16 protein-coding genes are annotated in these 20869 nt (G+C 70.1%); 8 read left to right on the forward strand and 8 right to left on the reverse strand.

The genetic code is table 11. The annotated features are described in order from the left end of the window. The first annotated feature begins 33 nt into the window (after positions 1-33). Both HNR67_RS20915 and HNR67_RS20920 read left to right on the forward strand, forming a co-directional pair. Positions 34-3165, forward strand: a complete 3132-nt coding sequence (locus tag HNR67_RS20915; protein WP_185003930.1) for an efflux RND transporter permease subunit — start codon at positions 34-36, stop codon at positions 3163-3165. Between the two features lie 705 nt (positions 3166-3870). After that, complete coding sequence (locus HNR67_RS20920) at positions 3871-4146, forward strand: DUF2277 domain-containing protein (protein ID WP_185003931.1); 276 nt, start codon at positions 3871-3873, stop codon at positions 4144-4146. Positions 4147-4232: 86 nt separating this feature from the next. Here HNR67_RS20920 and HNR67_RS20925 read toward each other — a convergent pair whose 3' ends face one another. Next, positions 4233-5450 carry an aminotransferase class I/II-fold pyridoxal phosphate-dependent enzyme gene (locus HNR67_RS20925; protein WP_185003932.1) on the reverse strand — a complete coding sequence of 406 codons (1218 nt, stop codon included), beginning with the start codon at positions 5448-5450 and terminating at the stop codon, positions 4233-4235. Positions 5451-5525: 75 nt separating this feature from the next. On the opposite strand from HNR67_RS20925, the gene HNR67_RS20930 reads away from it, so the two are divergent. Beyond that, positions 5526-6431, forward strand: a complete 906-nt coding sequence (locus tag HNR67_RS20930) for a LysR family transcriptional regulator (RefSeq protein WP_185003933.1) — start codon at positions 5526-5528, stop codon at positions 6429-6431. 5 nt (positions 6432-6436) lie between these two features. Here HNR67_RS20930 and HNR67_RS20935 read toward each other — a convergent pair whose 3' ends face one another. Beyond that, entirely contained in the window at positions 6437-7303 is an 867-nt protein-coding gene (locus tag HNR67_RS20935) for a trypsin-like serine peptidase (protein ID WP_185003934.1), read from the reverse strand. Positions 7304-7504: 201 nt separating this feature from the next. Here HNR67_RS20935 and HNR67_RS20940 point away from each other — a divergent pair, with 201 nt between their 5' ends. Continuing rightward, a complete protein-coding gene (locus HNR67_RS20940) occupies positions 7505-9388 on the forward strand; it encodes a discoidin domain-containing protein (RefSeq protein WP_185003935.1) in 1884 nt (627 codons plus the stop codon). A 53-nt stretch (positions 9389-9441) separates the two neighbouring features. Here the strand turns inward: HNR67_RS20940 and HNR67_RS20945 are convergent, their stop codons facing one another. From HNR67_RS20945 to HNR67_RS20955, 3 genes are all read right to left on the reverse strand, one after another. Further along, positions 9442-9732, reverse strand: a complete 291-nt coding sequence (locus HNR67_RS20945) for a hypothetical protein (RefSeq protein ID WP_185003936.1) — start codon at positions 9730-9732, stop codon at positions 9442-9444. Continuing rightward, entirely contained in the window at positions 9732-10535 is an 804-nt protein-coding gene (locus HNR67_RS20950; protein WP_185003937.1) for a hypothetical protein, read from the reverse strand. The genes HNR67_RS20945 and HNR67_RS20950 overlap by 1 nt, the downstream gene beginning before the upstream one ends. A 139-nt stretch (positions 10536-10674) precedes the next feature. Further along, positions 10675-11277, reverse strand: coding sequence for an SACE_7040 family transcriptional regulator (locus HNR67_RS20955; protein ID WP_185003938.1), 603 nt, complete (start codon positions 11275-11277; stop codon positions 10675-10677). Between the two features lie 94 nt (positions 11278-11371). Here HNR67_RS20955 and HNR67_RS20960 point away from each other — a divergent pair, with 94 nt between their 5' ends. Genes HNR67_RS20960 through HNR67_RS20970 form a run of 3 tightly spaced genes read left to right on the forward strand, consistent with a single transcriptional unit; the run spans position 11372 to position 16135 of the window. After that, positions 11372-12979 carry a carboxyl transferase domain-containing protein gene (locus HNR67_RS20960; protein ID WP_185003939.1) on the forward strand — a complete coding sequence of 536 codons (1608 nt, stop codon included), beginning with the start codon at positions 11372-11374 and terminating at the stop codon, positions 12977-12979. A gap of 11 nt (positions 12980-12990) precedes the next feature. Beyond that, a complete protein-coding gene (locus HNR67_RS20965; protein WP_185003940.1) occupies positions 12991-14985 on the forward strand; it encodes an acetyl/propionyl/methylcrotonyl-CoA carboxylase subunit alpha in 1995 nt (664 codons plus the stop codon). Between the two features lies 1 nt (position 14986). Beyond that, complete coding sequence (locus tag HNR67_RS20970) at positions 14987-16135, forward strand: acyl-CoA dehydrogenase family protein (protein WP_185003941.1); 1149 nt, start codon at positions 14987-14989, stop codon at positions 16133-16135. Positions 16136-16145: 10 nt separating this feature from the next. Here the strand turns inward: HNR67_RS20970 and HNR67_RS20975 are convergent, their stop codons facing one another. Together HNR67_RS20975 and HNR67_RS20980 are read right to left on the reverse strand one after the other, a co-directional pair. Then, a complete protein-coding gene (locus HNR67_RS20975) occupies positions 16146-16952 on the reverse strand; it encodes an acyl-CoA thioesterase (protein WP_185003942.1) in 807 nt (268 codons plus the stop codon). Continuing rightward, positions 16949-17989 (reverse strand): sigma-70 family RNA polymerase sigma factor, encoded by a 1041-nt coding sequence (locus HNR67_RS20980; protein ID WP_185003943.1) that lies wholly within the window; start codon positions 17987-17989, stop codon positions 16949-16951. The genes HNR67_RS20975 and HNR67_RS20980 overlap by 4 nt, the downstream gene beginning before the upstream one ends. A gap of 83 nt (positions 17990-18072) precedes the next feature. On the opposite strand from HNR67_RS20980, the gene HNR67_RS20985 reads away from it, so the two are divergent. Continuing rightward, the gene (locus tag HNR67_RS20985) at positions 18073-18732 is read left to right on the forward strand and encodes a thiaminase II/PqqC family protein (protein ID WP_185003944.1); all 660 of its coding nucleotides are present in this window, start codon (positions 18073-18075) and stop codon (positions 18730-18732) included. Here HNR67_RS20985 and HNR67_RS20990 read toward each other — a convergent pair. Then, positions 18720-20837, reverse strand: a complete 2118-nt coding sequence (locus HNR67_RS20990) for a diguanylate cyclase (RefSeq protein ID WP_185003945.1) — start codon at positions 20835-20837, stop codon at positions 18720-18722. The genes HNR67_RS20985 and HNR67_RS20990 overlap by 13 nt on opposite strands. Positions 20838-20869: the final 32 nt, after the last annotated feature.

Raw genomic sequence — 20869 nt, forward strand, 5'->3', positions numbered from 1 at the left:
CGTCAGGCTGAATAACCAACTCAGGAGACGAGCATGACTTCGCTGGCCAGGCTGAGCCTCGCCAACCGGGCACTGATCGCGTTGATCGCGATAGTCGCGGCAGTCTTCGGCGCGTTCGCCATCCCGTCCCTGAAACAGGAGCTGCTGCCCTCACTGGAGTTCCCGGCCGCCACCGTGGTCGCCGCCTACCCCGGCTCCTCGCCGGAGCTGGTGGAGGACCAGGTCAGTATCCCGGTGGAGAACGCGGTGCGCGGGATCAAGGGGGTCGACAAGGTCACCTCCACCTCGCGCGAGGGCTCCTCCACGGTGCAGGTGCAGTTCCAGTACGGCACCGTGGTCAGCGACGCGGTCAACGACATCCAGCAGGCGCTGAACCGGATCGCCAAGCAGCTGCCGCAGGACGTCGAGCCGGATGTGATCGTCGGCTCCACCGACAGCCTGCCCGCGGTGGTGCTGGCCGCCGCCAACGACGGCGAGTTGAAGGACCTGGCGCAGAAGCTGGACCGCAGCGTGGTGCCCGAGCTGCAGCGGCTGTCCGGGGTGCGGGAGGCTTCGGTCACCGGCGCGCCCAAGCAGATCGTCACCATCACCCCGGACAACGCCAAGCTGCTCGCCGCCGGCCTGGCGCCGACCGCGGTGGCCGAGGCGTTGCGCGCCAACGGTATCTCCATCCCGGCCGGGTCGATCACCGACGGGGACAAGTCGCTGTCGGTGCAGGTCGGCCAGCAGCTCGGTTCGTTGAAGGACCTGCAGAACCTCTACCTCACCCCGAGCGCCACCGGCGGCGCGGCCAGTCGCGCGGCCAAACCGGCCAAGCTCGGCGATGTCGCGGTGATCAAGGAGACCGAGTCCCCTGCCACCTCGCTGACCCGCACCAACGGCAAGCAGAGCCTGGGCATCTCGGTCACCCTGGCCCCGGACGGCAACGCGGTGGACGTCTCGCACGCGGTGCGGGACAAGCTGGGCAGCCTGGCCGAGTCGGTTGGCGGCAACGCCAAGCTGGACGTGGTCTTCGACCAGGCGCCGTTCGTGGAGAAGTCGGTGGAGGGCCTGACCACCGAGGGCGCGCTCGGCCTGGGCTTCGCCGTCATCATCATCCTGATCTTCCTGCTGTCCATCCGGTCCACCCTGGTCACCGCGGTCTCCATCCCGCTGTCCCTGGTGATCGCGCTGATCGTGCTGTGGACCGGCGACCTGTCGCTGAACATGCTCACCCTCGGCGCGCTCACCATCGCGGTCGGCCGGGTGGTGGACGACTCGATCGTGGTGCTGGAGAACATCAAACGACATCTGGGCTACGGCGAGGAGAAACGCGAGGCGGTGCTCGACGGCGTGCGCGAGGTCGCGGGTGCGGTCACCTCCTCCACGCTGACCACGGTCGCGGTGTTCCTGCCGATCGCGGTGGTCGGCGGCATGGTCGGCGAGCTGTTCGCCCCGTTCGCGCTCACCGTCACGGTCGCCCTGCTGGCCTCGCTGCTGGTCGCGCTGACCATCATCCCGGTGCTGGCCTACTGGTTCCTCAAGCCCGCGGTGCTGCCCGAGGACGAGGAAGAGGCGCGCGAGGTGCTGCGCGCGCAGGTGGAGAAGGAACGCCGCGGCCTGATGCAGCGGATGTACGTGCCGATCCTGCGCTGGGTGACCAGCCGCCGCTGGCTCACCGTGATCGCCGCGCTGCTGGTCTTCGGCGGCACCCTGGCCCTGGTCCCGCAGCTGCAGACCAACTTCCTGGACTCCTCCGGCCAGAACACCATCGCGTTGCAGCAGAAACTGCCCATCGGCAGCAGCCTGCAGGCCACCGACGCCGCGGCCAAGAAGGTCGAGGACGTCCTCAAGGACACCCCCGAGGTCAAGACCTACCAGGTCAACGTGGGTTCGGCCGGCGGGTTCGCGGCCTTCGGCGGGGGCGGCGGCAGCAACTCGGCCAGCTACTCGGTCACGCTCAAGGACGGCGTGGACACCCCCAAGGTGGAGGCCAGGCTCCGCGAACGCACCAAGGCCCTCACCGACGCCGGAGACGTCACCGTCGGCGCGGGTGGCGGTGGCGGCGGCCTGGGCGCGAGCAACCTGGAGGTCAACGTCGAGGCCTCCGACCCGGCCGCGCTGCGCACCGCCGCGGACAAGGTCACCGAGACCGTGCAGAGCATCAGCGGCGTCACCGACGTGGCCAGCGACCTGGGCGACAGCGCGCCGCGGGTGCAGATCACCCTCAACCGGGAGGCCGCGGGCAAGCTCGGCCTGAGCGACCAGGCGGTCGGTCAGCTGCTGGCGCAGGCCTTCCGCGGTGCCACGGTTGGCCAGATCTCGGTGGAGGGCAAGCGCCAGGACGTGCTGCTCTCCGGCGGCCTGGCCCCGGAGAACCTCAACCAGATCAAGGCGTACCCGCTGATCACCGCGGGCGGCCCGGTGCGGTTGGACTCGGTGGCCGAGGTCAAGCAGGTGGACGCCCCGGTCCAGATCAAGCGGATCAACGGCTCCCGCAGCGCCACGGTCAAGGCCACCCCGGTGGGCCAGAACCTGGGCGAGGTCACCACCCAGCTCCGCCAGAAACTGGACGCGCTCAAGCTGCCGGGTGGCGCGGCCTACAGCATCGGCGGCGTCAGCGCGGAACAGCAGAAGGCGTTCAGTGATCTGGGGCTGGCCCTGCTGGTGGCCATCGCCATCGTCTTCGTGATCATGGTTGCTACGTTCCAGAGTCTGGTGCAGCCGTTGATCCTGTTGGTGTCGATTCCGTTCGCGGCTACGGGTGCGATTGGGTTGCTGCTCATCACGGGCAAGGCGCTGGGGGTGCCGGCGTTGATCGGCATGCTGATGCTGGTCGGGATCGTGGTGACCAACGCGATTGTGCTTATTGACTTGATGAATCAGTACCGGCGGGATGGGTTGAGTGTGCAGGAAGCGGTCATCGAGGGTGGGCGACATCGGTTGCGGCCCATCGTGATGACGGCCGCGGCGACGATCTTCGCGCTGGTGCCGATGGCGTTGGGGCTGACGGGTGGGGGCGGGTTCATCTCGCAGCCGCTGGCGATCGTGGTGATCGGTGGGCTGGTGTCCTCGACGGTGCTGACGCTGCTGCTGGTGCCGACGCTGTACACGATGGTGGAGAACGTGAAGCAGCGCCGGGCGGACCGGCGGAGCACGGACGAGAAGTTCGCGCACATGCAGTAGGTGTAAGGGGTTTGCCCGTCCGGCGAAGATCAAAGGCGTCCTCGCCGGACGGGCAGGAATCAAAGGATGGGGGGAGATTCAAAGTCAAGGGCAGAGAGCAGTGCTCGTACGGTTCCCCATCCCCGTCAGCCTTCCGATACCAAACCACATCCCGGCAAGCAGCCCGGTTGCGTTTGTGTTGACTTGGCGGCGGTTTGTGTTGCGGGGCTGCTTGCCGGGATGTGGTGTGTCCTCTCCAGGCTGACGGGGATGGGGAACCGCTCGGGTTAGGTTTTCGAAAAGCCACCCCGGCTGCTTGTCCTCGGGCTCCGCCCGGTCGCGGCGCGTGGGAACGGCCTAGCCGCAGCGTTCCCGGGCTTCGCCCGCCTGCCCCCGACGCTCCCCGCTCCGGGCTTCGCCCGCCCGGCACCCAAGCCAACCCACTGCCCGCCCTCCGGGCTCCGGGCTTCGCCCGCCCGCCGTCCCACAACGGCCAACGTGCCGTCCCACAACGGCCAACACCCTGTACCAGAACGGCCAACACACCGTCCATAACGGCCAACACGCGGGCTGGGTTTCAAGCTCCCGGCGTGTTGGCCGTTCTGGGACGGTGTGTTGGCCGTTTTCGTACGGTGTGTTGGCCGTTATTGTACGGGGTGTTGGCTGTTGTGGGTGGGGGTTTTGGTGGGCGGGCTGTTGTCGGGGGGCGGTCGTAGGGTGGGGTTTATGTGTCGCAATATCACCACGCTTCGTGGGTTGCAGCCTTCGGCGACTGCTGAGGAGATCGAGGCCGCGGCTCGGCAGTATGTGCGCAAGGTCAGTGGGGTTCAGTCGGTTTCCGACGCCACCCGGGAGGCGTTCGAACGCGCGGTCGCCGAAGTGACCGCCACGACCACCCGTCTGCTGGCCGAACTGCCCGACCGCAAGGTCCCGCCGCCTACGATCCCGCCGTTGCGTCGGCCCGAGGTGCAAGCCCGGCTCGCTGCCAAGGCCAAGGACTGACGGCGCCCGCAACACCTGCCGCCCACCGCGGTGCGGCCAGCGACAGCGGTTGGTGGGCCGACAACTTGCCGTGTGACAACAGTGTTCTACGGAAGTGGGCCGTGTAGCAGTCGCCGGGTTGCCGCCTCGTCTGTCAGTGCTGCCGCTGTCTGGTCCAGGGCGTCGTCCAGGGCTGTCGCGAAGGCTGCGGGGCCGCCCAGGGTCGCGATGGTTTCCGGGGGGAGGAACTTGATCAGTAGGGCGTCTGTGCCTGGGGGGAGGCCGGCGAAGTGGACGGTGAGCAGGCCGTGGTCGCGGAGCAGGGTCATGGCCAGGGCGGCGGTGGCTTCGATGGGGGCCATGGGGGCGATGGGTTTGCGGCGGGCCAGTTCGGACTGGATGGCTTTGCCGGGTAGGCGGGTGATGAAGGGGGTTTGTTCGATCCAGGGGCCCAGGCGTTCGCGGAGGGCGGCGCCTACCTCGTGGGTTTGGGTTACCAGGTCGCGGACTCGTTGGGGGCGGTAGTCCTGGAGGGTTTGAGCGACCGCGGGGTAGAGGGCCGGGCGGCATTCGGTGCCGAGTTCGAACGCGCGGGCGCGGGCCTGGGCGACCAGGTCGGTTCGGCCGCCGAGCAGGCCGACGCGGGGGCCGCCGACGCCGTACTTGTCCAGGCCGGTGGCGCCCAGGTCGGCGCCGAACTCCAGGGTGCGGGGCTGGTCGAGGATGGCTGGGCCGACGCGGGCGCCGCCTGCGTCGTCGACCACGACCAGGGCGCCGTGGGCGTGGGCCAGTTCGACCACGTGGTGCAGGTCCTCGGTGGACAGGGCGTCGTAGGTGACGGCCAGGCGGGTGAGCGCGACCACGGCGACGTTCTGTTGTGTGGCAAGGGTTTTCGCCAGGTCGGCGACGGTGGTCTCGACCAGGTGGCCGCCTGCGTCGCGGACCGCCCGGGTCACGGCGGGGTGGCTGTAGGTGGGGGAGACGCCGACCACCGTGTCGCCTGGACGCACGGTGACCTGCATGGCGGCGTACAGCGCCGCGGTGAGCCGGTTGGTGACCAGGATGTCGTCCCGGCCGGACTCCCCGCCCAGGTGTTCCAGGCCCAGCTCGCGCAGTGGCTCGGCGTAGAGCGCGCCGGACCACTCGTCGTCCAGGATCCACGGATCCACCTCGGGCAGGTCGATCCGGCGTTCCAGCCCGCTCAGGTTGTGCAGCGGCAGGCCTGCGGCGTGGCGGTGGCGGATGTGGCGGCGGGCCTCGTCCAGCTTGAGCAGGTGCGCGCGGGTGTCGCTCAGGATCGTGCCGGACGGGTAGGGGAGGGTCACGTGTTCAGCAGACCCGGTGCCACCGTGACACACAAGCTCAACATTTGACCGGACATCGTTCGATACAGTTCACCAATGCTGTCCCTCCCGGCCCTGCGCCTGCTGCACGAACTGCGCAACCGGGGCACCCTGACCGCCGCAGCCGAAGCCCTGCACCTGAGCCGGTCCGCGGCCAGCCACCAGCTCGCCGCGCTGCAACGCGCCGCCGGGGTCGCGCTCACCGAGAAGGTCGGCCGCACCCTGCGCTTCACCGAGGCCGGGCTGATGCTGGCCGGGCACGCCGAGCGGGTGCTGCGCGAGCTGGAGGAAGCGGGCACCGTGGCCGAACGCGCGCACGGCTCGCCCTCGGGGGTGATCCGGGTCGGTGCGGTGCAGACCATCGCGAGCAGCGTCATGCCCAGCGTGCTCACCGACCTGCACACCGAGCACCCCCGGCTGCGGGTGGAGGCCTGGCACGTCAGCACCGAGCACGCGCTGGCCGCGGTGCCCGCCGGTGAACTGGACCTGGCGGTGATCTCCTCCTACGACAGCGCGCCGGTGCTGGTGCCGCCGGGCACGCACGCCGAGATCCTCTTCCACGACCCGGTCCGCCTGGTCCTGCCGGTCACCCACCCGCTGGCCCGGCGTGCCGGGGTGGTGCCGATCGCCGAACTGGCAGGCGAGCAGTGGATCTCCGGCGAACCGGGCAGCTACTTCGGCCACCTGGTGCCCGCGCTGTGCCGCCGCGCCGGGTTCACCCCGGACATCCGGCACCGCACCGGCGACTACGCGGTGCTGGCCGCCTTCGTCACCGCCGGGCACGGGGTGGCCTGCGTGCCCGCGATCGCCGACCTGAGCCACTGGGCCGAGGTGGTCACGGTGGCCATCGACGCCGAGGACGCGGGCCGGGACATCGTGGCGCTGAGCCGGGAGAGCAGCCGCGGCAGGCCCGCGGTGCAGGCGGTGCTCACCGCACTGCGCCGCTACCGCGTGCCCGCCTGATCAACTCACACCCGCTCCGCGCGGGTCAGCAGCACCCGGTCGGCGGCGGAGAGCCGGGTGCCCTCCAGTTCCTTGGTGTAGACCTCGCCGGTGCTCTCGTCCACCTCCATGGCGCCCTTGCTGGTCACCGAGTAGATCGTGCCCAGCCCGGTGCGCTGGTCGAACCCGGTGAACCACGGCCCGCCACTGGACCCGCCGGCCATATCGCACGGGGTGTTCCACCGGCCGGCCGGCTTCGCGGTGACCTCACAGCGGAACAACCGCTCGCCCAGCCCCGCCTTCGAGCCCGGGTAACCGAGGATGGTGGTCTGTGCCGACCCGGGCGGGGTGAAGCTCAGTCGCTGGGTGCCCGCGAGATCGCCAACGTGCTGCCCGTCGCGCGGGGCCAGCACGACCATGGCCACGTCGGGGTTGGACTCCCTGGGGTAGGTCTCCTGGATCAGGAAAGCCTTGGCCGCGAACATTCCCAGTGGCGTGCGCCCCTGGTCGTACCCCGGCGCGAACACCACGTTGCGGGCCTCGATCGGCTCCTCCCAGCGGGTGAAGCCCGGCCACACGCAGTGCGCCGCGGTCAGCACCACATCCCTGGCCACCGCGGTGGCGGTGCACCAGGTCTCCGGCCCCGGCCGCTCGGTGACGAACAACCGCCCCACGCCCCTTGGCACCTGCCCGGCCCATGGCTTGGCCACCCGCTCGGCCCGGTCCGCGGACTCCTGCCCGACCGCGCGCATGCGCTCCGGCGTCCAGTGCGCGAGCGCCGCGGCCTGGTCGGCCGGGGTGAACTGGACGAGCTTGACCGGGTCGGCGACCGGTGCGGCGGCGGGGGCCAGCGCGGTGGTCGCGGCGAGCAGGAGACTGATCATGGTGGACATGCAGGAAGGACGCGCGACCTGGCGTTCTGGTTGGCTCACCGCGGTGATCAGCGGTTTCTGAGAGCGCTCTCTGATTCAGCCCGCTGAATACAGCCGCGTTACGGGCGATTGACAACCTCATGAATCGTTCTAGAGTGAAGTGCGAGAGAGCGCTCTCACGCCGCCAGCTGACAGCCCTCCCTGAAGTTGCGAGGTGGCGCCATGCGCGCACGACACCGTTCCCTGTCGCGACGACTGCTCATCGCACCGCTGGTCGCCGCCCTGTTCGGCACCATCCTGGCCGGGGCCGGGTTCAGCCCGGCCGCACTGGCCGCGCCGGAACCCGGGTGGGACAAGGACTGGGCCGCGGCGGCCCTGGCGGTCAATCCGGCCGCGGCCACCGCCTCCGGTCAGGAGAACCCGGACTTCGGGCCTGCCAAGGCCATCGACAACAACCCCGGCACCCGCTGGTCCAGCAACGCCGCCGAGGACGCCTGGCTGCGCATCGACCTGGGCGCCACCATCCGGATCAGCCAGGTCCAACTGGTCTGGGAGGCCGCCTACGGTCGCCGCTACGCGCTGGAGGTCTCCGGCGACGGCAGTGACTGGCGCCCGTTCTACACCGAGAACGCGGGCACCGGTGGCACCACGAACGTGCACACCTACCCGCGGGAAGTGGTCGGCCGCCACCTCCGGCTGCGCGGCATCGAACGTGCGACCCCTTACGGCTACTCGCTGTTCTCGGTGACCGTCCGCGGTGGCGTGCCAGCCCCGGCCAGTGCCACCGAACGCAATCTCGCCTACCAGCATCCGGTTTTCGGCGACTACTACCAGCACGCCGGCAACTCACCGGCCTTCGCGGTGGACGGCGGCTACCCGGAGAACCTCCGGGACGACGCCACCCGCTGGTCCAGCGACTGGAACGCCAACCGCTGGCTCGGGGTCGATCTGGGCGCCACCGCGCGGATCAACCGGGTCGAGCTGTACTGGCAGGCCGCCTACGCGGTGGACTACGTCCTGGAGGTCTCGGCGGACAACCGGAACTGGCGGCAGGTCTACCGGCCCTCGGCTAGCGAGGTCGCGGCGCGGCGGGCGGATGTGAAGCCACCGGGTGAGGCGGTCGGCCGGATCGACCGGGTCTCCATCGGCACGGACGCGCGCTACATCCGGATGCGGGGCATCGAACGGCGTTCCTTCCACAACCCGGCGCCGCACCTGGCCCAGTTCGGGTACTCCCTCTACGAGTTCCAGGTCTGGGGCACCGGTGGCAGTGGCGCGGCCCGCTACCCGGACGCGCCGCCGAACCCCGGCGGCAGCTACCAGACCACCTTCTTCGACGACTTCACCGGCGGGGCGCTGGACCGGAACAAGTGGCGGGTGCAGCGCACCGGCGCGACCTTCAACCCGGTCAACGGCGAGGCGCAGGCCTATGTGGACGCACCGGAGAACATCTCGGTCAGCAACGGGCTGCTGGAACTGACCGCGAAGTGGAAGCCGGGGTTCACCACGCCCAACGGCGGCAAGTTCGACTTCACCTCCGGCCGGATCGACACCAACACCAAGCACGACTTCACCTACGGCCGGGTCAGTGCCAGGGTCCGGATGCCGGTGGGTGACGGGTACTGGCCGGCGTTCTGGCTGCTGGGGTCCAATGTGGACGATCCGAATGTGGGCTGGCCCGCCAGTGGCGAGACCGACATCCTGGAGAACATCGGCTACCGCGACTGGGTCAGCGCGGCACTGCACGGGCCGGGTTACTCCGCCGACGGCAACATCGGCCGGACCGAGTACTTCCCCGGCGGCGGCAGCGCGGACCAGTGGCACGTCTACTCGGCCGAGTGGACCCCGCAGTACATCGCGTTCTTCCTGGACGGCCGGGAGTACCACCGCACCACCCGCGATTTCGTGGAGTCCGTGCGCGGGCAGTGGGTCTTCGACCAGAACCAGTACGTGATCCTGAACTTCGCGCTCGGCGGCGCCTACCCGGCCGGGCACAACAAGGTCACCCAGCCCTACTGGGGCCTGCCGCAGTCCAGTGTGGACAGAGTGCGGGACGGCGTGATCCGCACCGAGATCGACTGGGTCCGGGTCGAACAACGACGTTGACCCGGACCGAGGCGGGCGGGCGACGCCCCTGCGCGTCGCCCGCCCGCCGCCGGTCACCGGGTCGGGGGAACCGGGACCGGGTGCCAGTCCGCGTCGCGGAGCTGGAACACCTCGCCGGCCAGGCCGTGACTGATCCGTCCGGCCGGGTCGGCGGTCCCGGTGGCCTGTTGGACCTCGACCACCCCGGTCACCTCCACGACCAGCCCGGTGGCCAGGCCCCAGTCCGGCAGCCCGGTCACGTACACCGGTGGTTCTCCGTCGCGGAGGAGCACCGCGCCGGCGTGCGCGTTACCGGCGGTGCCGCGGAGGCGGACGATCTTCCCGGCCTGCTCGGCGAGGTTCATCAGACCTTCTTCGCGAATGCCACGGTGAACACCTGGCGGTCGAAATCCAGCAGATCGCGTGAATAGTAGTCGAAAGTGCTCTGATAGACCTTCATGCCCGGTTCGGCGTGGTTCGCGTGCCACCAGTTGCGAGTGTTCTCGTCATACCAGCCGTAGTCGAAGTTGACATATCCGGGGCGGGCGACATAACGGTAGCTGTTCATGTCGACCTGGCCGCGGGCATTCGCCCGGTACATCTTCTCGGCGAACTCGTCGGTCCAGTTCGGGTTCTGCTTCGAGTAGAACCGCTTGGAGAAGATGGCCGCGGTCAGCTCACCGGTGTTCAGGTCGGCGGGCAGTGCGCGCTGCACGTTCTCCAGCTTGCTCAGCAGCGGGTGGCTGCGCACCGCGGCGGCGTACTGGGCGGCGCTGGGCTTGGACTTGATGATCTCGTTCAGCGCGGCCTGGACCTCGCGGGCCTTGCCGAAGGTGCCGAAGGACAGGCCGAGCGGCGGGTTGCCGACATCGCCGCGCTCCAGGTTGACCACGGTGACACCAATGCAGCCGCGGGCGAGGTTCTCGCGTTCGTCGGCGGTCATCGGGCGGCCGTGGTAGGTCTCCCAGGCCTTGATGTAGTCGGCGACCTTCCAGGTCTTGGATTCGACACCCGGCCGCAGCGGCGGGGCGATCGGCAGGCCGACGATGGACACCGCGGCGGCGGTGCTGGGGGCTGGCGCCGCGGTGGCGGCGGCCGCGCCGGGAATGAGCAGACCCAGACCGAGTGCGGCGGTGGTCAGGGTGCGGATGAGTACGGAATTTCTCACGGCTCGAAAGCTAGGAATTCGCAACGATTGCCGTCAAACGGTTGTGACGGCGCTCATGTGTTTTTTCCCGAATGGAGCAGGGAACAACGTTTGCGCTCATTTCGGACAGCGTGCGTTACAGCCCGAATAGCGATTCAGCTCACTCGCCGGAAAGGGTGCCGGGACTGGTGATGGCAGCCAGTGCCATTCGGCGCAGCAGGCCGGCCATCGCGGCCCGGTCCAGGTGCGCGCTGTGCGGGGTGGAGTTGAGCAGGCCGAACACCGCGTGCGCGGCGGCGCGGGCCGCCGGTTCGTCGTCCAGGTCGGGCACCGCCTGCATGATGACCCGGACCCACATCTCCACGTAGCGGCGTTGCAGGGCGCGGACCTGGCGGCGGTCGCCCTCGGCCAGGTTGCCCAGGTTGCGCTCGTGCACGGTGATCAGCGCCCGGTTGTCCAGGGCGAAGTCCAGCTGCCAGTCGACCAGGGCGTTCAGCGCGGAGATCGGGTCGGGGGCGGTGGCCGCGCGGGACCCGCCGCCGTCGAGGAGCTTCTGGCTGATGTCCAGGAGCATCTCCCCGAGCATGGCGTCCTTGCTGCGGAAATGCCGGTACACGCCGGGGCCGCTGATGCCGACGGCGGAGCCGATGTCGTCGATGCCGACGCCGTGGAAGCCGTGCCGGGCGAAGAGTTCGGCGGCCGCGGCCAGGAGCTGTTCCCTGCGGGTCGGCCCACTCTGCCGGGTGGCTGCACTCGACGTCATGAGGGTCATACTAGCGCCGGAGGTTAGCGAGCGTTAACATCATGGCAGACCGTGTTAACGGCCGTTAACTTTCAATGAGGAGAGTCCGGGCGACATGGATGTCCTGCGCAGCGCTGCCGACCCGACGGCGGAGAGCTTCAAGCGCGCCGTCGAGGAGCACACCGCGCTGTCCGCCGACCTGCGCGACCAGCTCTCCCAGGCCCGCCAAGGCGGTCCGGAGCGGGCCAGGCAGCGGCACGTCGAACGCGGCAAACTGCTGCCCCGGGACCGGGTGGACGCGCTGGTCGACCCCGGTTCGCCGTTCCTGGAGCTGTCCCCGCTGGCCGCGCACGGCATGTACGACGGCGAGGCCCCGGCGGCCGGGATCATCACCGGCGTCGGCCGGGTCTCCGGGCGCGAATGCGTGATCGTGGCCAACGACGCCACCGTCAAGGGCGGCACCTACTACCCGATGACGGTCAAGAAGCACCTGCGCGCCCAGGAAGTGGCGCTGCACAACAACCTGCCGTGCGTGTACCTGGTCGACTCCGGCGGCGCGTTCCTGCCCCGCCAGGACGAGGTCTTCCCCGACCGCGAGCACTTCGGCCGGATCTTCTACAACCAGGCCACCATGTCCGCCCGCGGCATCCCGCAGATCGCCGCCGTGCTCGGCTCCTGCACCGCCGGTGGCGCCTACGTGCCCGCGATGAGCGATGAAGCGGTGATCGTGCGCAACCAGGGCACGATCTTCCTCGGCGGCCCGCCGCTGGTGAAGGCGGCCACCGGCGAGGTGGTCACCGCCGAGGAACTGGGCGGCGGCGACCTGCACTCGCGCACCTCGGGGGTCACCGACCACCTGGCCGAGGACGACGCGCACGCGCTGCAGATCGTCCGGTCCATTGTGGACACCCTCGGCCCTCGCCAGCCCAAGCCGTGGCGGATCGAGCCGAGCGAGGAGCCCCTGGCCGATCCCTCGGAGCTGTACGGCGTGGTGCCGGTGGACAGCCGAACCCCGTACGACGTGCGCGAGGTGATCTCCCGGATCGTGGACGGCAGCAAGTTCCACGAGTTCAAGCGGGAGTACGGACAGACCCTGGTCACCGGGTTCGCCCGGATCCACGGCCACCCGGTGGGCATCGTGGCCAACAACGGCATCCTCTTCGGCGAGTCCGCGGTCAAGGGCGCGCACTTCATCCAGCTCTGCGACCAGCGGCAGACCCCGCTGGTGTTCCTGCAGAACATCTCCGGCTTCATGGTCGGCCGCGAGTACGAGGCCGGCGGCATCGCCAAGCACGGCGCGAAGATGGTCACCGCGGTGGCCTGCGCGCGGGTGCCCAAGTTCACCATGATCATCGGCGGTTCGTTCGGCGCCGGCAACTACTCGATGTGCGGCCGGGCCTACTCGCCGCGGTTCCTGTGGATGTGGCCGAACGCGCGGATCTCGGTGATGGGCGGCGAACAGGCCGCCTCGGTGCTGGCCACCGTGCGCCGGGACCAGTTCGAGGCCAAGGGCCAGGACTGGCCTGCCGCGGACGAGCAGGCGTTCAAGGACCCGATCCGCGCCCAGTACGAGGACCAGGGTCACCCCTACTACTCGACCGCCCGCCTCTGGGACGACGGCGTGATCGACCCCGCCGACACCCGCACCGTGCTCGGACTCGCCCTCTCCGCCGCCGCCAACGCGCCGATCGAGCCTGTCGGCTACGGCGTTTTCCGAATGTGAGGCAGTTGACCATGTTCGACACCGTCCTGGTCGCCAACCGCGGCGAGATCGCGGTCCGGGTGATCGACACGTTGCGGCGCATGGGCATTCGCTCGGTCGCGGTCTACAGCGACGCCGACGCCCAGGCCCGGCACGTGCGCGAGGCCGACGTGGCCGTGCGCATCGGCCCGGCCGCCGCGCGGGACAGCTACCTGTCCATCGAGCGGATCATCAACGCCGCCAGGGAAACCGGGGCGCAGGCCGTGCACCCCGGCTACGGCTTCCTGGCCGAGAACACCGCCTTCGCCACCGCCTGCGCCGAGGCCGGACTGGTCTTCGTCGGCCCGCCGCCCGCCGCGATCGAGGCGATGGGCGACAAGATCCGGGCCAAGCAGACCGTGTCCGCCGCCGGGGTCCCGGTGGTGCCCGGCCGCAGCGAACCCGGCCTGACCGATGAGGACCTGATCGAGGCCGCCGGCGAGGTCGGATTCCCGGTGCTGCTCAAGCCTTCCGCCGGTGGTGGCGGCAAGGGCATGCGCCTGGTGACCGAGTACGCCGGGCTGGCCGAGGCGATCGCGGGTGCACGGCGGGAGGCCAGCGGGTCCTTCGGTGACGACACGCTGCTGCTGGAACGGTTCGTGCAGCGGCCCCGGCACATCGAGATCCAGGTGCTGGCCGACACCCACGGCACCGTGCTGCACCTGGGCGAACGCGAGTGCAGCCTGCAACGGCGGCACCAGAAGATCGTCGAAGAGGCCCCCTCTCCGTTGCTGGACGAGGAAACCCGGCAGAAGATGGGCGCCGCGGCGGCCGAGGCCGCGCGGTCGGTGGGCTACACCGGCGCGGGCACCGTGGAGTTCATCCTCTCCGCGGACGCCCCCGACGAGTTCTTCTTCATGGAGATGAACACCCGGCTCCAGGTCGAGCACCCGGTCACCGAACTGGTCACCGGACTGGACCTGGTCGAATGGCAGCTGCGGGTGGCCGCGGGGGAGAAGCTGGAGTTCGCCCAGTCCGACATCGCGCTCACCGGGCACGCCGTCGAGGCCCGCATCTACGCCGAGGACCCTTCTCGGGGGTTCCTGCCCACCGGTGGCACCGTGCTGGTGCTGCGTGAGCCGGACGACCGGGTGCGGGTGGATTCCGCGCTGCTGCCCGGCAGCGCGGTCGGCAGCGACTACGACCCCATGCTGGCCAAGTACATCGCGCACGGCCGCGACCGCGCCGAGGCCATCCGCCGGCTGCGCGACGCACTGGCCAACTCGGTGCTGCTGGGCGTCACCACCAACATCCCGTTCCTGCTCGCCCTGCTGGCCGATGAGGATGTCGCCGCCGGACGCCTGGACACCGGTCTGGTGGAACGGAAACTGGACAAGCTCACCGCCACCGAGGTGCCGGAGAAGGTGTACGCGGCGGTGGCGCTGGAACGGCTGCTGGCCCTGGAACCCCAGGGCTCGGCCGATCCGTGGGATGTGCCCGGCGGCTGGCGGATCGGCGAACCGGCCTGGGCGAGCTGGCAGGTCGAGACCGGCGGCCGCGAGGCCGTCGAGGTCAAGATCCGGGGCAGGGCAAGGGATGCCGAGATCGTCATCGGCGACGGCGAACCCGAGCGGGCCAGCGCCTCGGCACGTGTCGCCGCCGACGGCGCGATCGAACTGACCCTGGCCCACCGCGGTCGCACCACCCGGTTCACCGCTGTCCGAAGTGGACACACCTGCTGGCTCACCGCCGACGGCGAGACCTACCAGGTCACCGAGACCGAACGACTGGCCGCGGCCCGGCACGAGGCGCCCGGCGCCGCGGGCGGCCCGGTCACCAGCCCGATGCCCGGCACCGTGCTGGTGGTGAAGGTCGCCCAGGACGAGACCGTCACCGCCGGTCAGCCACTGATCATCGTCGAGGCCATGAAGATGGAGCACACCATCACCGCCCCGGTGGACGGCCTCGTCAGCGAACTACGGGTCAAGCCCGGCCAACAGGTCGGTCTGGACCAGGTCCTTGCCGTCGTGACTCCCCAGGAGGGATGAGATGTTCGAGCAGCTCAGCGAGGAGTACGAGGCGCTGCGCAAGACCGTGGCCGAGTTCGCCCGCGACGAGGTGGCTCCGGTCATCGGGGAGTTCTACGAGAACTGCGAGTTCCCGTACGAGATCGTGCGCAAGATGGGGCAGATGGGCCTGTTCGGCCTGCCCTTCCCCGAGGAGCACGGCGGCATGGGCGGCGACTACTTCGCGCTCTGCCTGGCCCTGGAGGAACTCGCCAGGGTCGACTCCTCGGTGGCGATCACCCTGGAGGCTGGGGTTTCCCTTGGCGCCATGCCGATCCACCGCTTCGGCAGCCCGGAGCAGAAGGCGGAGTGGCTGCCCAGGCTGTGCGCGGCCGAGCAGCTCGGCGCCTTCGGCCTGACCGAACCCGGCAGCGGCTCGGACGCCTCCGGCATGCGCACCACCGCCAAGCTGGACGGCGACGAGTGGGTGATCAACGGCAGCAAGGCGTTCATCACCAACTCCGGCACCACCATCACCGGCTTCGTCACCGTGGCCGCGGTCACCGGCAAGAAACCCGATGGCCGCAAGGAGATCTCCACCATCATCGTGCCCTCGGGCACCCCCGGCTTCACCGTGTCCAAGAAGTACTCCAAGGTCGGCTGGAACGCCAGCGACACCCACGAACTGTCCTTTGTGGACGTCCGGGTGCCCGCGGCCAACCTGCTCGGCGAACGCGGCCGCGGCTACGCCCAGTTCCTGCAGACCCTGGACGAGGGCCGGATCGCCATCGCCGCGCTGTCGGTGGGCCTGGCCCAGGGCTGCGTGGACGAGTCGGTGCGCTACGCCGGTGAGCGGGAGGCCTTCGGCCAGAAGATCGGCGAGTACCAGGCCATCCAGTTCAAGATCGCCGACATGGAGGCCCGCGCGCACACCGCCCGGCTGGCCTACCACCACGCCGCGGCCAAGATGCTGCGCGGTGAGCCGTTCAAGAAGGAAGCGGCCATCGCCAAACTGGTCGCCTCCAACGCCGCCATGGACAACGCCCGCGACGCCACCCAGGTCTTCGGCGGCTACGGCTTCATGAACGAGTACCCGGTCGGCCGCTTCTACCGCGACGCCAAGATCCTGGAGATCGGCGAGGGCACCAGCGAGGTCCAGCGCATGCTCATCGCCCGCCAGCTCGGCCTGTAACCCCGGCGGGTCAGCCCGCCACGGGCCCGACGGCGTCGGCCACACCCAGGCAGGCGCCGTCCCGGAAGACACCGAGTTCGTAGTGCGCGGACTCGGTGTCGGCCTGGACCGTGAGCCCGATCTCGTAGTCGCCGGGGTAGGTGACCTCGCCGAGGTACTGGATCCGGTAGGACCACGGCGGCAGGTCCGGCGGCACCGCGCCACCCGTCCCGGCGGTGTGCGCGGTGAACGCGGCCACGGCCTCGTCGTACCAGGTGGCCAGGGCGTTGAAGTTGACGTGCTGGTTGGAGTCGACGTCCCCGATCCGGGAGCGCAGCGGGGCCCAGTACGAGTAGTGGCCGCGCTGGAGTCGTTCCGGCCCAGGTCGGGCGGGTGCGGGTGATCCCGTGTCGGGCAGCTGCAGCTCGGTGAGGTCGGCGATCAGCTCCTCGGGCAGCTGGAGTGGCCCCGACCTGTCGGCCAGCACCACCGAGGCGCCGCCACTGCCCACCCGCCTGCCCCCGGCCACGATCACCTGCTCGAAGGTGAACGAGGACCGCCCGACCCGGCGAATCCCGGTGTGCACCTGCACCCGGGCGCCGGTCGGCCCGGCCGGACCGAGCCGGGTGACCTCCTGGCCGACCAGCAGGATGGCGAACGGCCCGAACCCACCGGTGGCGACAAGTCGTTCGAAACCGGGCATTCGCAGCCGGATCCGGGCGTCCTCCAGCCAGCGCGCCATCCCGATCGTGCTCGCCGAACCGTCGCGACCAAGATCGCCCTGCCGTACCCGGACGTCCACCTGGGCGCGGAAATCACCATCGTCGAGAGAAGTCATCCAGACCGACCATAGGCCGAAGTCTCCGCCGCTGCCAGGTCGGCGAAGGCCGTTGGCAGATTGAAGACACCGAGCACGGCCGCGCTGGGGAAGGCGGTGATCGCCGCGATCCGCCCGTCCCGCACCGTGAGCACGTCCACCGCGACCAGCCGATGCCCCTCGCCCCGGTCCATATAGGCCGCGAACGCGAGTTGTCCGTTGCACCGCACCGGAATCCGCCGCCAGGACTCCCGCAGCACCACCCCGGTGAGGAAGGCGATGACATCGGCCCGCCCGTCGAACCAGAACGGCATCGGCGGCATGGTGAACCGCACATCCTCGGCCAGCAACGCGACCATGGCGTCCACATCGGAGCGTTGCAAGGCGCCGATGAACGCTGCCAGCAGTTCCCGCTGCCCCGCGTCCCCCAACTCGGCCAGTTCGGCCCGCTGCGATCTCGGCTGCTCCCGCACGGTCGCCCTGGCCCGCTGCAACGCCGAGTTCACCGAGGCCACCGAGGTGTCCAGGGTCGCCGCCACCTCCGCCGCGCTGAAGGCGAGCACCTCGCGCAGGATCAGCACTGCCCGCTGGTTGGCCGGAAGGTGTTGCAGCGCAACGAGAAACGCCAGCTCGACGCTCTCCCGCAGCTCGTAGCCCGCGGCCGGGTCCAGGGCGAGGAGGTGGTCGGGGCAGGGTTCCAGCCAGATCGGTTCGGTGACCGGGCCGGTGATCTCCACGTCGGGGGAGGCCGGGGGGCCGTAGTCGTCGGTGAGGATGCGGCGCGGGCGCCTGCGGATCTGGTCGAGGCAGACGTTGGTGGCGATCCGGTAGAGCCAGCCCTTGAGCGAGGCGCGCCCCTCGAACCCGGTGATTCCCTTCCACGCCTTGACGAAGGCGTCCTGCACGGCGTCCTCGGCGTCGTGGGTGGAGCCGAGCATGCGGTAGCAGTAGGCGTAGAGCTGGGCGCGGTAGGGGGAGACCAGGCGCCCGAAAGCGTCCTGATCGTCCTGTTGCGCCGCGGCCAGCAGCTCGGGTTCGACGGCGCTGGGTTCCGGCATGCGCGTGAAGCTACCGCCCCGCACCGACAAAGCGGGCTAGGCTGCCCGCGTCACAGCGGTTTCACGCAGGAAGTCAGAGGCGAATGAGTCCAACCGCGCAGGAGACGTTGGCCGGTCTACGCGATGTGCTCGGGCACGCCGACGGGGAGAACCGGCTGGTGCCGCGGATCGCCGCGGGTGAGGCGCCCGTCGCGGTGTTCGCGGCGCTGGCCGGGGAGCAGTACCGGGTGATCAGCAGTGACTGGCGCAGTCTGCTGCACCTGGCGGCGCGGGCGGAGACGCCGGCGGCCAAGCAGTACTTCGCCACCATGGCCGCGGGCGAGGGCATCGCGCTGGAGCGGGTTGTCGACTTCGCGGCGGCGGCGGGGCTGGATGAGGACGGGCTGCGGGACTATCAGCCGTTGCCGGGGTGTCAGGCCTATCCGTCGTACCTGGCTTGGCTGGCGTTGAACGGGGACATCACCTCGGTGATCCTGGCGCTCAACGTCAACTTCGGCGCCTGGGGCGAGTACTGCGGGACCGTGTCACGAGCGCTGGAGAGCCACTACGGGTTCAGCGAGGCGGGGCGCGGGTTCTTCGACTTCTTCGCCGCGCCGGCGCCGCAGCTCCTGGAGCTGGCCATGGACGCGGTGCGGGCGGGGCTTGAAGCCGGGGACTCGGTGCATGCCGCGCACGGGTACGGGCGGCTGTTGCAGGCCTATGAGTTGTCCTTCTGGAACAGCCTGGACGATCACGTCCGGTAGCTGCGGTCCTGGGCTTCCTCGGTGGCGGGGCGGATCGGGCGCAGCGTGCCCACCGCTCCGCGCCGCTGGAGCTTGAGGAACGCGGCCACCACGTCCGGGTCGAACTGGGTGCCGCTGCCCAGCCGCAGTTCCTGGATCGCCTGCCGGGCCAGCAAAGCCCGCTGGTACGGGCGGTCCGAGCACATCGCCGCCCAGGCGTCGCAGACCGCGATGATCCGGGCCTCGATCCGGATGTCGGTGCCGGAGAGGCCCTGGGGGTAGCCGCTGCCGTCGTAGCGTTCGTGGTGCTGGCGGATGATGTCGGCGATGACCTCGAAGTCGGGCACCATCGCGGCCAGCCGGTAGCCGTGGTCGGGGTGCTGGCGCATCAGCTCCCACTCGGCCTCGTCCAGCCTGCCCGGTTTGGTCAGCACCTCCGGCGGCACCACGATCTTGCCGATGTCGTGCAGCCGTCCGCCCAGCCCGGCCTGGTGCGCGGCCTCCGGACCCAGCTTCATCACCTCGGCGACCTCGCGGGCCCACCGGCTGATCGCCCGGCTGTGCTCCTGACCGGCCAGCTTGCCGTCCACCTCATCGGCCACGTGCCGCAGGTAGTCGACCATGGCCGCGTGATCGGCCATCCGCCCGGCCGGGGGTTCGGGGGCGCGGCCGACCACGATCCGGTCCCGGCCCTGGGCCTTGGCCGCGTACAGTGCGCGGTCGGCCACCGCGACCAGCTCGCTGGGCTGCTCGCCGTGCAGCGGGAAACAGGCCGTGCCCACCGAGACGGTGACCGCGATCCAGGTGTCGGCCGAGACGGTGATCGGGCTGCTGGCCACGCAGTGCCGCAGGCGTTCCGCTATCCCTGGCAGCTCGGTGGGGCTGGTGTCGGGGAACAGCAGCGCGAACTCCTCGCCGCCGTAGCGGGCCACCACGTCCCCGGCCCTGGCGCAGGCGCGCAGCCGGTTGGCGATCTCCACCAGCACGTGGTCACCCGCCGGGTGCCCGTACCGGTCGTTGATCGACTTGAAGTGGTCGACATCCACGATGAACACGGCCAGGTGCCCGTCCGCGCGTTTCGCCCTGGCGATCTCGATCGGCAGGTGCGCCTCGAAGAACCGCCGGGTGTACAGGCCGGTGAGCACGTCGGTGATGGCCAGCCGCCGCTGCGCCGAGACCAGGCCGGCCAGCCGGGCGATGGTCAGCCCGAACAGCAGCGCGCAGGCCACCGCGATCACCGGCACCCCGGTCATGTCCCCGTGCGCGCTCTGCACCAGCAGCAGCACCGGCGCGAGCAGCGCGGCCGCGGACAGCACCGCCATCCTGGCCAGGCTCGGCCCGGTGTCGGCGTCCTGGGTGGAGCGTTCGCCGAGCTGGCGCATGGTCGGGTGCAGGGCCGCGGCGCCCAGGGCCAGGTTGGAGGTCAGCCAGATCGCGTCCAGGTAGTTGCCGGCGGCGTAGCTGCCGTCGAGCTGTTGCAGCACGTAGAGCGAGTCGGCCGCGAACAACGCCAGCAGGTTGGTGCTCAGCAGGGTGAACGCCGCCGGGCGCCTGCCCCCGCCCATGATCAGCCGGATGGCCACCGCGAGCATCGCCAGGTCCATCATCGGGTAGGCCAGCGAGGCCGCCTTGACCAGCAGCGGCGAGTCCAGCCGGGCCCGCGGGCCGATCAGGTACAGCCAGGACATCATGCCCGCGCTGACCGAGAGCACGGCCGCGTCCAGCACGCCCGGCATGTCCCGGCCGGGGCTGCGCATCCGGATCAGCAGCAGCAGACCGGCCACCACCAGGGGGTAGTGCCCGAGGTAGAAGATGTCGGCCACGTTCGGGTAGCTGTGGTCGCGCAGCACGTAGTGCGCCACGTAGAAGCAGATGTCGGCCACCGCGTAGACGACCTGGCCCAGCGCGATCAGCGTCCAGGGCCGCAGCGGCCGCGGCCGGTTGCGCCGCACCCCGTACAGGGCGGCCACCGCGGCCGAGGAGGTGATCAGGCAATACACCACGAACCGGGCGATGCGACCGGTGTCGTCGTTGGGAATCAGGTAGTAGACCCCGACAAAGGCGAGCCCGATGAGCAGGTAGACCAGCCACCGGCGATCACCGGCCGGACGACTGCTCACGTCCATGCACGTCCCCTTGCTCGAAACACACCCGCGCG

The sequence above is a fragment of the Crossiella cryophila genome (assembly GCF_014204915.1).
GTDB classification, from domain to species: Bacteria; Actinomycetota; Actinomycetes; order Mycobacteriales; family Pseudonocardiaceae; genus Crossiella; species Crossiella cryophila.

Coding starts and splice junctions, on each gene's coding strand:
- HNR67_RS20945 (WP_185003936.1), bottom strand. CDS start 9,732: ATGAACCTCGCCGAGCAGGCCGGGAAGATCGTCCGCCTCCGCGGCACC.
- HNR67_RS20935 (WP_185003934.1), bottom strand. CDS start 7,303: ATGTCCACCATGATCAGTCTCCTGCTCGCCGCGACCACCGCGCTGGCC.
- HNR67_RS20960 (WP_185003939.1), top strand. CDS start 11,372: ATGGATGTCCTGCGCAGCGCTGCCGACCCGACGGCGGAGAGCTTCAAG.
- HNR67_RS20940 (WP_185003935.1), top strand. CDS start 7,505: ATGCGCGCACGACACCGTTCCCTGTCGCGACGACTGCTCATCGCACCG.
- HNR67_RS20965 (WP_185003940.1), top strand. CDS start 12,991: ATGTTCGACACCGTCCTGGTCGCCAACCGCGGCGAGATCGCGGTCCGG.
- HNR67_RS20930 (WP_185003933.1), top strand. CDS start 5,526: ATGCTGTCCCTCCCGGCCCTGCGCCTGCTGCACGAACTGCGCAACCGG.
- HNR67_RS20975 (WP_185003942.1), bottom strand. CDS start 16,952: ATGACTTCTCTCGACGATGGTGATTTCCGCGCCCAGGTGGACGTCCGG.
- HNR67_RS20985 (WP_185003944.1), top strand. CDS start 18,073: ATGAGTCCAACCGCGCAGGAGACGTTGGCCGGTCTACGCGATGTGCTC.
- HNR67_RS20980 (WP_185003943.1), bottom strand. CDS start 17,989: ATGCCGGAACCCAGCGCCGTCGAACCCGAGCTGCTGGCCGCGGCGCAA.
- HNR67_RS20990 (WP_185003945.1), bottom strand. CDS start 20,837: ATGGACGTGAGCAGTCGTCCGGCCGGTGATCGCCGGTGGCTGGTCTAC.
- HNR67_RS20970 (WP_185003941.1), top strand. CDS start 14,987: ATGTTCGAGCAGCTCAGCGAGGAGTACGAGGCGCTGCGCAAGACCGTG.
- HNR67_RS20955 (WP_185003938.1), bottom strand. CDS start 11,277: ATGACGTCGAGTGCAGCCACCCGGCAGAGTGGGCCGACCCGCAGGGAA.
- HNR67_RS20915 (WP_185003930.1), top strand. CDS start 34: ATGACTTCGCTGGCCAGGCTGAGCCTCGCCAACCGGGCACTGATCGCG.
- HNR67_RS20920 (WP_185003931.1), top strand. CDS start 3,871: ATGTGTCGCAATATCACCACGCTTCGTGGGTTGCAGCCTTCGGCGACT.